Source organism: Geothrix sp. (assembly GCF_030219325.1).
Taxonomy (GTDB): domain Bacteria; phylum Acidobacteriota; class Holophagae; order Holophagales; family Holophagaceae; genus Geothrix.
Window position 1 is genome coordinate 1,071,690 of record NZ_CP126625.1, and the last position, 12,327, is coordinate 1,084,016.

Here is a 12,327-nt window from a genome sequence, read left to right on the forward strand (position 1 = left end):
TCGGGGTTTAGTGGCCTCGCTAGGTTGAGACCCCGCCCGGGCGGAAGGGTTGAGTCAGACTGGAGGGGTGATCCGGACCCATGCAGCCATCGTTCTGAAAGCCGTGCCCTATGCCGAGGGCGGGGCGGTGGTCTCATTCCTGTCGGAGCTTGGCGAACGCCTGTCCGGCGTGGCCAAGGGCGTGAAGAAGCCCACGGCCAAGTGGGTGGCGGCCTTCGAACCCCTGGGCATGGTCCGGGTAAGTTTCTTCGGGAAGGAACAGGCGGAGCTGAAGCGGGTCACCCGCTGTGAGCTGAGCTTCAGCCCCCTGACGCTGGGCCACCTGGAGTCCAGCCTGGTGATGGCCTGCCTGGCGGACCTCTTCGATCGCGTGGCGCGGGAAGGGGTCGAGGATGACCGGCTCTACCGCCTGCTCAGCGTCTGCGGGCGGGCCCTGAAGGCGGATCCGGACAATGCCCTGGGCATCCTTGCCTACGCGGAGCACTGGCTTCTCCACTGCATGGGTCTCCTGCCCCACCCCCGGGTCTGTGGCCGGTGCGGGCATGAATCCGCGCCCCTCGTCCTGCTCAGCCCCGAGGCGGGGTGGTGCTGCGCCGCCTGCACGCCGGTGGATCCCGGGGAGGCCCTGCCCCCGGGGACGCGCGAGTATCTCCGCCGCCTGAGGACCGGAGGCGCGGAGCTCGCGCCCGCCCTGGAGCCCGGGAACGGGGCCCAGGCGGCGGTCACGGCCCTGCTCCGGGCCCGCCTGCTCCAGGAGCTGGGTGGGGGGCTGCGGAGCTACGATGTGCTCTGGCGGACGGTCTGAGCCTCTGACCTGAATTCTATTTCTTGCCTCCGGACCCGGACCGGCCGATGGGACCCCATGGCTGAGGAAAAGGGCATGGGGCTGGGCAGGTCCTTATGGAGATGGGCAGCGGGGTCCAAGATCCCGATGGACGTGATGGGGCTCCCCTTCCTCGGGCTGGTGGCCTATCTGCTGTTCCGTCACGCCTCGGCCCTGGTTCCCGCGGAGGGCGCCATTTTGATCATGGCGACGGCCGGACTCGTCCGGGCGGGCCTCCGCTGGTGGGACTGGCAGCGGGGACTGGCCAGCGATGGTTCCCTCATGGACTGGGTGCAGCGGATCCTCGGGGGTGAGCGGCAGCCCATGGCCGTGCCTGAAGGCCTCCGCGAGCCGGACGAGCGGATGGCCGAGGCCCTGAACGCGGTCCTGGAGGATGTCCAGGCTGGACAGGGGGAGCTGCGGGAGCTGCGGAAGGCCCTGAGGCGCGACTGGAGTGAACTGGACGCGGCCCTGGCCTCCATCCAGCAGCTCCATGCCGCTGAGGCGGAGCACCGGAGCCAGGGAGCCGCCCGGCTGGCCACTCTGGGGCGGGAGCTGAAGACGGCCATCGAGGACACCCTCCGTCTGGATCAGATCGAGTTGAACTACCGTCTGAGGGCGGACCAGTTCCGCCTTCAGGGACAGGCCTTCCGGAGCACGCTGGATCAGCTCCGGGAGGGGCTGGACCACTTCGAGAACCTGCTGGAGGAACTCCAGGACACCTTTCCGCGCTTGCGCCGGGAAGAGGACGCCCTGGGGCGGCTGGCGGATGCCGGGCTCCGGCAGGGTGCCCGGCTCTCCCTGTCGGTGAAGGGGCTGGTCGCCCATACGCCGCGGCTCGTGGACGAGACCCAGGCGCGCACGGAAGGCCTGCGGCGGTTGCGCCACTCCGCCGATGGCGTACGGGACCAGACCGAGGCCCTGGCCCGTCGGATCGAGAGTTTCCGCGAGGAGGCCCAGGCACGCATCCGTTCCTTCGGCGGGGCCCAGGGCACTTTGAAGGAATTGGACCACGTGGCCCAGCAGACGGGCCTGCTGGCGGTAAACGCCGCGATCCTCGCCCAGCAGGAAGGAGGCAGCGCCGGGATGGCCGCCATCGGCGGACGGCTGCGCTTCCTCGCCGACCAGACCGCCGACGGTGCTTCGGGCATGGAGCGGACCCTAAGCGAGTACCAGCGCGGGCTGGAGCGCGAGACCTCGAACCTGTGGGATCTCCAGGAGGTCACCCAGAAGCTCATGGCCGACGTCCACGAACTGCTGAGGACGGTGGGGAACATGGACCACCAGGGCCACGACCTCGAGCGTGCGCTGGAGACGCACATGGGTCTGGTGGACCAGGTCCGGCAGTCCTCGGAACGGGCCGAGCTCTCCCTGCACGAGGTGGGTGCCCGGTCCATGGCCATGGAAGCCGCCCATGTCCGGCAATGGGGCGTGGAGGCGAAGATCACGCCCCAGCGGGAGCGCCTCTCCAGGATGGGCCTGCGACTCACGGAGGTCGGGGGTGAGCTGGCCCGCATCAGCCAGCAGAACATCGACGAGATCTGGGACATCCTCGCCCGGCACCAGGAGATCCGGCGCACCGGGGCCTACCGGCAGGTGACCTCCGGCGAACTGCCGCAACTGGTGGAGGTGCCAGAAAGCGCCGAGGCCTCCTGGAACGGGATCGCCTGGGCTCGTGCCGAGCGGCGTCTCAGGCTCCTGGAGCGCGATACGGCGCTCTCCCCGCCGATCGGCCGCCGGGATCCAGAAGGCGGCCTGCGGCTCCAGCTGCTCGGCCAGGATGCCCTCCACCGCCCCGAACCGTCGGCCCTGGAGGCCTGGGGGTGCGATGCCACCGGCCATGCGTGGGACCTCCACCTGCTGGGCTCCCTGAGGACGGAAAGCCATCGTCTGGCACTGCTGGCCCTGCTCAAGGAGAGCCCGCTGGTGCTCTGCTTCCCGGGAGTGGACATCCACATCGCATCTGAGGGCGCCCGGATCCGGCTGCCCCATCCCTATCCCGGGCTGCCGGCCTTCCTGGCGGGACTCCGGCTCGAGCTTCCCGTGGCCCCCGAACTGCTGGACCACCCCTTCCGCGAGGATGAGCGGAAGCCCAGGGAGATCCAGGGGTTGATCTGGATCGGACCGGGGCAGGGCGGCGGCGTGCAGAATGCCTGCATGAGGCTGGTCCATGCCTGGGTGCGGGATGACCATCGCCACGAATCGTTCCTTCCCTGGCTGCCGTACGAGGGGCATCGCCAGCCCTGCCCGTGGCTGGGCGATTCGGGCGTCGAGGAGCCGCTGCTGGGGGCGTTGCCGGTGCGTTGCCTGGACCTGGATGCGGATCCGTCCCTCTTGCTTCCGATCCGCGATCAGCTGGCCGCCGCCGGGGCCGTGGAAGCGACCGGGGGCGCGACGCTCTGCGTCGTGAGCATCGGCCACCCCCACCCGGAGGCGCTGCTGCTGAGGCTGTTCCAGCCGGATGCAGACCTCGCCGGGGCCTTCCATCCGGATCTCGTGCCCTATCAGGTCCGCCTGAGGGAGGAGGTCCTGGGTGGTGCCACCGGAGATCCCTACCGGGCCGCCTGGTCCCTCCTCGAAGATCTCCAGCGGAAGGGATGGCTGATGCCGCTCCCCCTTCTCTGAAAGAGGCGTGATAAATCTGTGACATATTTCTCGAATTAATTCATTCCAGTGGGCTTGACAGGCCCTTCGCCGTGCCGATACCTGATCCAAGCGATCTTTGGACCTCCCCAGACGGTGTGTGATCCAGGGCCCGGGACCGCCACCAACCAGCCGCCACCTCATCGTGGTGGCCGGATCCGGTGAGGCCTCTCAGGCGCCACCCACAGGAGATCCCATGTTCCATGTCGCGTTCCCGCGCGGCCAGGGGCCTGCCTACGCAGACCTGCCGCCCACCCTCCAGCCCCACGTCATCGCGGCCTCCGCGCCGCCCGCGGATCACCTGCGGACGGTCCTGCTCTCGGGCCTGATCTACTTCTCCCTCGTGGCCGCCGTGGTCGCTCTCTCCAGCCTGGCGCCGCCCCCAATCCTCATCCACCCCCAGCCGCCACCTGCGGGACCGACCATTGTCGTCGAACCACCAACCTACCGCGTGGTGTTGCCGCCACCCGTGGTGACCGGCGGCATGGCCCGCGGAAACGAGTCGGTTCCGACGGCCCCGTCGGCGCCTCCCAGCCAGGCTCCTCCCACCGAGGCTCCAGCTGGCCTGCCCACCCAAGATCGTCGGCTGGATCCTCCCGCCGGGAGTGGTCCGGGAACCGCCGCGCCGGGCGCCACCGCTCCCACGGGCTCGCCCACGGTGGGTGCCGGTCCTGTGATCCACGACTTCACGTCGGTGGGTCTCGCCGTGCTGCGTCAGGTGGATCCGATCTATCCGGACTTCGCGCGCCATGCGCGCATCCAGGGCCCGGTCGTGCTCATGATGACCGTGGACGAGCAGGGCCGGCCGATCCAGGTCCAGGTGCTCGAGGGGCATCCCGTGTTCCACGAGGCGGCCAAGCAGGCGGCACGGCAGTGGCGCTTCGAACCCGCCCGCATGAACGGCCAGCCCGTCTCCGCGGCCTTCCGCCTCACCCTCAAGTTCTCGCTGCGGTGAGGGCGCCATGGCCACCCGGCTCCGCAGCGACATCAACGTCACCCCGCTGGTGGACATCGTCCTGGTGCTCCTCATCGTCTTCATGACGCTGGTTCCGGCCCTGCCGAGGGTGCTCAAGGCCGGGCTCCCAGATCGAGGTTCCGGTGCCCCGGTTCCGTCCCTGCTGCGCCTCACGCTCGGCAGGGATGGGAGCCTGGACGTGGCCGGTCGGCCGGGTGTCTCTTTGAGCGCAGCCCTGGGAGGCCGCCCGGACCGGATCCTCCTGCGGGTCCATCCCGACCTGCCGTTCAGCGCCCCCACCCGGGTGCTGGATGAGATCGAGGGCCTCCGCCCCGGCACGAAGGTGGCCCTGGTGGCGTGGTCCGGCTGACGGCGTGCTAGGCTGGCCCTCGTGGATCAGGGCGTCGCTGTCCGCAAGGGCAGAGGAAAGTCCGGGCTCCACAGGGTACTGGGCCTGGTAACACCAGGGCGGGGCGACCCGACGGAAAGTGCAACAGAAAACAAACCGCCGATGGCCGCGAAAGCGGATCAGGCAAGGGCGAAACGGTGGGGTAAGAGCCCACCGCCGGACTGGCAACAGGACGGGCACGGCAAACCCCCCAGGGAGCAAGACCAAATAGGCCGGCGCACCGCGCAAGCGGCGAGGGTTGACCCGACCGAGCCGGCGGGTAGGTCGCACGAGGTGGGTGGCGACATCCATCCCAGAGGAATGACGCTCCACGACAGAACCCGGCTTACCGATCCACCACGGCCCCCGCAAGGGGGCCGCGTTTAGGCTCTCCGGGGGTCCCGCGCTTCGCGCACACCCCCGGACCCCCGCGCAGTCGCCCGGCGGAGCCGTGCGTCTGCTTGACGCGTTCCGGGGGACGCTGATCGTCCAGAGTCATGCCCTTTGAATGGGGCGCTGCTTGAGCTACCCTCGGTCCTGTTTCCCGAGTAGGCCTCTGACCAGCAACCGACATCTCCACCGCGACGCGCCTGGAATTGGCGCGAGAGTCCTGCGTCTCGCCTGAACCACCGATGACCTTTCGATGGACCGCGGTCTTGCGACCGGTCCGCACCCCTGCGCGGAGTTCCCCATGTCCCATGATTTTCCCTCTCTGGCCCGCCGTCTCGAGCGTGCCCAGGCCCTTCAGAACGAACGTTTCAATCAGGCTTCCGGAGGCCGCAGCCTGCCGGTGGGCGGCGGCTTCGCCCACTTCCGGGGCGAGGCCCATCCGCTCAACCAGGCTCTTGGACTGATCGAGCCGGTGACCGACGCCGAACTGGCCGCGGTGGAGGCCTTCCTGGGTTCGCCCACGGTGCTGGAACTCAGCCCCGCGGCGGATCCATCCCTGTGGCCCCTTCTCGCAGGCCGGGGCTACCGCCTGCACCAGTTCCAGCAGCTATGGGTCCGGCCTTTGGATTCCGCCGAGGCGACGGTTCCGTCACCTCAGATTCGGATCGCGGATGCCGCTGAGGCTGATCTCTACAATCAGGTCGTCTGCGCAGGGTTCATGGAACGCGACGATTGGCGCGACCTGGATCCCCCTTTCCGCGTCTCCCTTGAAGTCGCGGAGGCCTGGGGCTTCCTCGCCTTCGTGGAGGGCGAGCCTGCGGGGGGCGGCATGCTGGGCATCGTGGATGGGGTGGCGCTCCTGTCCGGGGACGGCGTGATCCCCCGCCTCCGTGGGCGGGGCCTGCAGAAGGCGCTCATCCAGACCCGGCTCTCCTTCGCGGCGGCCCGCGGGTGCGACCTGGCCTGTGCCTCGACGGCTCCCGGCACCGCGAGCCAGAGATCCTACGAGGCCTGCGGTTTCCACGCCGCCTATCCGAAGGTGGAAATGGCCAGAGGATGAATCGAAGGGCGGCGCGTGGTTCCATGGACCATGCGCCGCCCTTCGCCCCAGACCGCCGCCCTGCTGGTGACGGCCCTCGCCTTCCACGTGGACATGCTTCTCTACTATCTGCTGGTGCCGCTGCTGCCGCGGTACGCGCGGGAGCTGGACCTGAACCCGATGAAAGTGGGGATCCTCTTCGGGAGCTACGCGGTCGCCCTGCTCCTTGCGACCTTCCCGGTGGCGATCCTCACGGATCGCTACGGCCGCCGGGCGCCGATGCTCTGGGGGTTGGCCGGCCTCGCGGCGACCACGCTGGTCTTCGCCGTATCGAAACAGTACTGGCTGCTGGTGGTCGCCCGCTTCCTCCAGGGTGCCGCCGGCGCGGCCACCTGGCTGCCGGGCATGGCCCTCCTGGCGGACCATTTCCCTTCGGAATCCCGGGGCAGGGCCATGGGCACCGCCTTTGCCGCCGCGAACCTCGGCGTGCTCATCGGCCCACCCCTCTCAGGCCTTCTCGACCAGCATGCCGGTCCGGCGGCGCCTTTCGTGTTCGGCGCCGGCCTGGTGGCCCTGGATGCCGCCGGCCGGGCCTTCCTCCTGCCCGAGGTGGAGGCGGAGCGGGGTCCCAGGCTGCCCTTCCGGCAGCTGCTGGCGAATCCGGTGATCCGGTTGTTCGCCGGGGCCATGGCGCTGGGCTCGGGGCTCTGGGCCCTGCTCGAGTCGACCCTGCCCCTGGACATGGACCAGCGGCTCGGACTCAACGCCTCGATGATCGGCCTCTGTTTCGCCGCCTCGGCCCTGGCGCACACCTTCACGTCGCCCCTGATGGGCCGGCTGTCGGACCGCATCGGGAGGGTCAAGGTGCTGCGCATGGGCCTCGTCCTGGCCGTGATCCTGCTGCCCCTGCCGGTCCTGCTGCCCAGGCCCTGGATGGTGGTGCTGGCCATGATGGGGTTGGGCAGCACGGCCAGTTTCATCATGAGCCCCTGCAGCCCGGCGGTGGCGGATCAGGTGGAGCGGCAGGGGAGTTCCAGCTTCGCCTCGGCCTTCTCGATCCTCAACCTCGCCTACTCCGTGGGGCTCATGATCGGTCCCCTGGTCGGTGGCGTCCTGGTCCAGGGGCTCGGCCTGCCCGTGGCGCTCTCCCTCTGTGCCCTCACGTTTGGCGGCTACCTGTCCGCGACCCGCAGGTTCACTGTTTGACGGCCCGGTAGATCCAGCGCTCCGCGCCCTCCTCCCAGGGGCGGCCATCCAGGCCGCCGTAAGCCTGGGCCAGGGTGAAGCCGGCCTCGTCGAGGCAGTGGCGGACCTCGGCATCGGTCGGGATCCAGATGTCATGGCAGAAGGATTCGCCCTGGCAGAGACGTTCCGTCAGGATGCGACGCCCCTCCGGATCCCACCCGGCGCGCTCCTGGTAGCCCTCTTCCGAGAACTCCAGCCACTCGGATTCCACATCGGCCAGGGCCGCCTGGAGGAAGGAGCGCCCGGCGAGGTCCAGCAGCAGCACTCCCCCCTTGCGGATCACCCGGGCGAATTCCGTCAGCTGACGGAGGTTCTCCGCCTCGGTCGCGAAGTACCCCCAGCTCGTGAAGGCGCAGAACACCCCGTCGGTGCACTCCTGGCGGAAGGGCAGGGCGCGGAAGTCCAGGCGCACCAGGGGGACGGGATGGCTGGCCCGGTGCTTGGCCAGGTTCAGGGGACTGAGGTCGCCGCCGATGACTTGGAGCCCACGGGCGCGGAGGTGGGGGTTCAGGCGCCCCCAGCCGCAGGGCAGGTCCAGGATGCGGCTGCCGGAGGGGAGGTTCAGCAGCGCGGCCAGGGCAGGCCCCTCCACGGCAGCGTCCGCGGCCTTGTCGGCATAGATGGTGAAGTAGGCGGGATGGTCGAAATCCCGGACGAACCAGTCCATGGGCCGAGTGTGGCAGAGTCCCGCTGAACGGGATCAGCCCTGTGGTCGCCGGGTGGCGTTCATTCCTCTTCCGTGTCGGCCTTCACGAGCTTCACCGCGGGCAGGGTCTGAGGTGCGCTGACGATGCCCTTCCAGACATACCGGGTGCCCCGCTTCTGGCCACTCTTCGCGATGAGCTGGGCCTCTTCCAGATCTGTGAACAGGCGACGCAGGGTGGCGGGGGCCCAGTCGCATTCCTTGAGATCCAGGGCGACCTGGGCCTCGAAACTGCTGAGGGAGCCCTTGTCCTGCAGGGCTTTCATGAGCCGGGTCTTCAGGTCCTGGAGTTCGGGCTTGGACCGTCGGGCCTTGGCCTTGAAGGCGGGAACGGGGTCAGGGGTGGGGGGGGCCATGATGGGCTTGGGCGGCAGGGGAGCCTGGGTGGGGGTGAGCCCGGCCGGCTCTGTCTTCACCAGCAGTCCGTCCAGGTAGATGTCACCCCGTTCTGGCTGGAAAAGCACGACCACGGAACCCGGTGCGAGGCCTTCATGCTGGAGGGCGGTGATGACCCGTTCCCCGATGCGGGTTTTCTGGTCGGAAGTCAGACTGGGGGACTCGATAATGACAATGGCCATGTGGGCTCCAATATGTTTACGGAGCCATCATTATACTTTTGGAAATTACCTTTGTAAAATGCGAAAATCGAATCAATCAATTCGGTTAGACTTCGGCCGAGGATCCCATGCGCAAGCTCAAAATCGAACGGCCGGAAGAACAGCAACGCTTCGAGACTTTTCTCCGATCCCGCCAGCTCAAGTTGACTGGTGAGCGCTTGGAGCTGGTGGAGGAAGTCTTCGGCCAGCCGCACCATTTCGACGCGGACCAGCTGCACATGGCCCTGAAGCAGAAGGGCAAGGCCATCAGCCGGGCCACGGTATACCGAACGCTCGATCTGCTTGTGCAGTGCGGCCTGGTGCGGAAGAGCAGCTTCGGCGATCAGCACGCGCACTACGAAGCCGTCCGCAGCGACGAGCATCACGACCACCTGATCTGCCTGAACTGCGATGCCATCATCGAGTTCTTCCGCCCCGACCTGGAGGCCCTCCAGGAGCAGATCTGCCGGGAATTCTTCTTCAAGCCGATGCACCACAGCCATCAGATCTTCGGCCTCTGCAAAGCCTGCCAGAGCAAGGCCACCGATGACACGGTCCTCGCCCACCGGTTGAGCCAGCTCAGTACTTGATGCTGTCCGGGGGCTGTTGCCTGCGGCTCCGCCATAGCCGATGACTTGGTAAAGCGCTAGGCTGGGCCATGGCCAAATTGACGCTCCAGGACCTCCAGCGGCTTCCCAAGACGGACCTGCACGTCCACCTGGACGGCAGCCTCCGCATCCCGACCATCCTCGACCTGGCGGAGCAGCAGAAGGTGAAGCTGCCCGCGGATTCCATCGAAGGCCTGCGGCCCTTCGTGGAAGTGGGGGACGACTGCAAGTCCCTGGTGGAGTACCTGCGCGCCTTCGACGTGACGCTTTCGGTCATGCAGACCTACGAGAGCCTGGTCCGCACCTCTTTCGAACTGGCCGAGGACGCCGCAGAGGAGAACGTCCGCTATCTGGAGGTCCGCTACAGCCCCATCCTCCACCAGCAGAAGGGGCTCACCCTGCACGCCATCGTCCAGGCCGTGCTGGAGGGTCTCGGGCAGGCCGAGCGCAAATACAACATCAAGACCGGCGTGATCCTCTGCGGCATGCGCCACATCTCGCCGGACATCTCGCTGCGCCTCGCGGATCTCACCGTGGCCTTCAAGAACAAGGGCGTGGTGGGCTTCGACCTGGCGGGTGCCGAGGAGAACTTTCCGGCCAAGCGGCACAAGGATGCCTTCGGCCGGGTGCTGCAGAACAACATCAACTGCACCCTGCATGCCGGCGAGGCCTACGGCCCTGAGAGCATCCACCAGGCCATCCACCTCTGCGGCGCCCACCGCATCGGCCATGGCGTGCGCCTCATCGAGGACGGCGACCTGCTGAACTACGTGAACGACCACCGCATCCCGCTGGAGTGCTGCCCCTCGAGCAACGTGCAGACCAAGGCCGTGAAGAAGATGGCGGATCACCCCATCCGCCTGTTCTACGATCTGGGTCTCCGCGTCACCGTGAACACCGACAACCGCATGGTGACGAACACCACCGTCAGCAGGGAATTCCAGGTCATCCACGAAGAGCTGGGCTTCAACCTCGAGGAGATCAAGGAAGTCATCATCATGGGCTTCAAGAGCGCCTTCCTGCCCTACGCGCTCAAGCGCGCGCTGCTGGCGGAGGTCGTGCACGAGCTGAAGGCCTTCAAGCCCGGCAGCCTGGAGAGCAAACGCGAACAGCTCTGATATCCTGACTGCCGAGGTCAGGATCTTCATGCTGGATCGTTTCACCGCCTTTCTCGACCGCCACGGCAGGGTCCTGCTCACCACCCACGAGAATCCCGATGGGGATGGCGTGGGAGCGGCGGTGGCCCTGGCCTGCCACCTGAAGGCGGCGGGGAAGGAGACGCGGATCGTCGTGACGCCCTCTCTACCCGAGAATCTCCGCTTCCTGGACCCCGAAGGCTGGATCGAGACCTACGATCCGGATGGAAGCCATCGGAATCTGGCCGCCTGGCCCGATGCCTGGCTGCTCATCGATGCCTCGGAACCCCACCGCATGGGCGCCCTGTTTGCCACCTTCGAGAGCACCAAGGCGGATCGCGCCTGCCTCGACCACCACCTGAAGGATGCACCGAAGGGGTTCGATGCCGAGTTCACCGACTCGAGCGCCAGCGCCAGCACGGAACTGGTCTACGATCTGGTGCGGCTGCGCAACGGCGGCGACCTGCCACCCCTGATGGCCCAGGCCCTCTATGCGGGGCTGGTCAGCGACACGGGCAACTTCCGGCACTCCAACAGCACCCCGAAGGTCCACCATGCCGCCGCGGATCTCATCGCCCAGGGCGTCCACCCGGCGCGGACGTTCAACGCCCTCTACCAGACCGCCACGCCCGCCAAGCTCAGGCTCTTCGGCCGCGCCATGGGCGGGCTGCAGTTGCGCGATGGGGGGCGCTTCGCCTACGTGGCCGTGACGAAGCAGGACCTGGACGCCTGCGGGGCCACCCATGAGGATCTGGACGAGCTGGTGGAGGAACCCCGCAAGCTGAAGGGGGTGGAGGTGGCCGCCCTCTTTTCGGAGGCCGCGGATGGCCGCGCCAAGGTCAGCCTGCGCTCCCGCGAGCGGGTCGATGTCAATGCGGTCTGCCGGAAGTTCGGCGGGGGTGGCCATCGTCTGGCTTCCGGTGCCAAGCTCGATTTGCCGCTGGATGCCCTCATCGCCCAGGTGGAGGCGGCGGTGATCAGCCAGATCGGGCGGGATATTGTCTAAATAAAAAATTAGACCATTGGGGGTTGCCCCAACGGGACCCACACCTCAGACTTCTTGTTCCCCCGAGCGGCATCCAACCAGGTGACCGCACTTTCCCCCGGACCCCCATGTCGCCCAAAGAACCCAGCAGCGCCCCGAAGCTCGAGCTCTTCTGCAAGCTCCAGGCCGAGAAGGTGCCGTTCATCGCCAAGGCCAATGTCCCCTCCCTGTTCGGGAAGTTCACGGTCTATGGGTTCCTGGAGCACGCCACGGGCAAGGAGCACCTGGCCATCGTGGCGGGCGAGATCGATGCGCGCCGCCGCATCCCCGTGCGCGTCCACTCGGAGTGCTGGACGGGCGACGTGCTGGGCAGCCTGAAGTGCGACTGCCGGCAGCAGCTCGAAGAGGCCCTGCGGCACATTGGCGAGCACGGCGGCATGGTGCTCTACCTCCGGCAGGAGGGGCGCGGCATCGGCCTGCTGAACAAGCTCAAGGCCTACGCCCTGCAGGAGCAGGGGCTCGACACGGTGGAGGCGAACCACTCGCTGGGCTTCCCTGATGACCTGCGCACCTACGATTGTGCCGTGGAGATGCTCAAGTTCTTCGGCATCACCAAGGTGAAGCTGCTCACGAACAACCCCCGCAAGATTGGCGCGCTGGAATCCGCTGGCATCGAGGTGGAACGCGAGCGCCACCAGCTGGCTTCCAACCCCCACAACCTGCGCTACCTCAAGACCAAGGCCCGGAAGAGCGGCCACATGCTGGATTTCGAGGAAGAGGCGCTCTAGCTCCTTTCCCCTCGCGGGAAGCCGGCCA

Annotated in this window: 12 protein-coding genes and 1 other RNA gene; 11 read left to right on the plus strand and 2 right to left on the minus strand. The window is 67.6% G+C overall.

Features of this window, described 5'->3' with window-relative positions; translation table 11 throughout:
- Positions 1-67 precede the first annotated feature (67 nt).
- From recO to QOZ81_RS04760, 7 genes are all read left to right on the plus strand, one after another.
- Entirely contained in the window at positions 68-805 is a 738-nt protein-coding gene (gene recO, locus QOZ81_RS04730) for a DNA repair protein RecO (protein WP_291200822.1), read from the plus strand.
- Positions 806-940: 135 nt separating this feature from the next.
- Entirely contained in the window at positions 941-3,448 is a 2,508-nt protein-coding gene (locus QOZ81_RS04735; protein WP_291200819.1) for a methyl-accepting chemotaxis protein, read from the plus strand.
- Between the two features lie 214 nt (positions 3,449-3,662).
- Positions 3,663-4,421, plus strand: a complete 759-nt coding sequence (locus tag QOZ81_RS04740) for an energy transducer TonB (protein WP_291200816.1) — start codon at positions 3,663-3,665, stop codon at positions 4,419-4,421.
- 7 nt (positions 4,422-4,428) lie between these two features.
- On the plus strand, positions 4,429-4,791 hold the full coding sequence (locus tag QOZ81_RS04745) for an ExbD/TolR family protein (protein ID WP_291200814.1): 363 nt from the start codon (positions 4,429-4,431) through the stop codon (positions 4,789-4,791).
- Positions 4,792-4,809: 18 nt separating this feature from the next.
- An RNA gene (gene rnpB, locus QOZ81_RS04750) (RNase P RNA component class A) lies at positions 4,810-5,174 on the plus strand.
- A gap of 326 nt (positions 5,175-5,500) precedes the next feature.
- On the plus strand, positions 5,501-6,259 hold the full coding sequence (locus QOZ81_RS04755; RefSeq protein WP_291200811.1) for a GNAT family N-acetyltransferase: 759 nt from the start codon (positions 5,501-5,503) through the stop codon (positions 6,257-6,259).
- 30 nt (positions 6,260-6,289) lie between these two features.
- Complete coding sequence (locus tag QOZ81_RS04760; protein ID WP_291200808.1) at positions 6,290-7,444, plus strand: MFS transporter; 1,155 nt, start codon at positions 6,290-6,292, stop codon at positions 7,442-7,444.
- Here QOZ81_RS04760 and QOZ81_RS04765 read toward each other — a convergent pair.
- Both QOZ81_RS04765 and QOZ81_RS04770 read right to left on the minus strand, forming a co-directional pair.
- Positions 7,434-8,150 (minus strand): class I SAM-dependent methyltransferase, encoded by a 717-nt coding sequence (locus tag QOZ81_RS04765; RefSeq protein WP_291200806.1) that lies wholly within the window; start codon positions 8,148-8,150, stop codon positions 7,434-7,436. The genes QOZ81_RS04760 and QOZ81_RS04765 overlap by 11 nt on opposite strands.
- A 59-nt stretch (positions 8,151-8,209) precedes the next feature.
- Positions 8,210-8,764, minus strand: a complete 555-nt coding sequence (locus QOZ81_RS04770; protein WP_291200803.1) for a hypothetical protein — start codon at positions 8,762-8,764, stop codon at positions 8,210-8,212.
- Positions 8,765-8,871: 107 nt separating this feature from the next.
- Between QOZ81_RS04770 and QOZ81_RS04775 the strand changes: the two genes are divergently transcribed.
- The 4 genes from QOZ81_RS04775 to ribA all read left to right on the plus strand — a co-directional run bounded on the left by QOZ81_RS04775 (position 8,872) and on the right by ribA (position 12,299).
- Positions 8,872-9,372, plus strand: coding sequence for a Fur family transcriptional regulator (locus QOZ81_RS04775; RefSeq protein WP_291200800.1), 501 nt, complete (start codon positions 8,872-8,874; stop codon positions 9,370-9,372).
- A 68-nt stretch (positions 9,373-9,440) separates the two neighbouring features.
- Positions 9,441-10,508, plus strand: coding sequence for an adenosine deaminase (add, locus tag QOZ81_RS04780; RefSeq protein ID WP_291200797.1), 1,068 nt, complete (start codon positions 9,441-9,443; stop codon positions 10,506-10,508).
- Positions 10,509-10,536: 28 nt separating this feature from the next.
- A complete protein-coding gene (locus tag QOZ81_RS04785; RefSeq protein WP_291200794.1) occupies positions 10,537-11,532 on the plus strand; it encodes a DHH family phosphoesterase in 996 nt (331 codons plus the stop codon).
- 107 nt (positions 11,533-11,639) lie between these two features.
- Positions 11,640-12,299 carry a GTP cyclohydrolase II gene (gene ribA / locus QOZ81_RS04790; RefSeq protein WP_291200791.1) on the plus strand — a complete coding sequence of 220 codons (660 nt, stop codon included), beginning with the start codon at positions 11,640-11,642 and terminating at the stop codon, positions 12,297-12,299.
- The last annotated feature ends 28 nt before the right edge of the window (positions 12,300-12,327 follow it).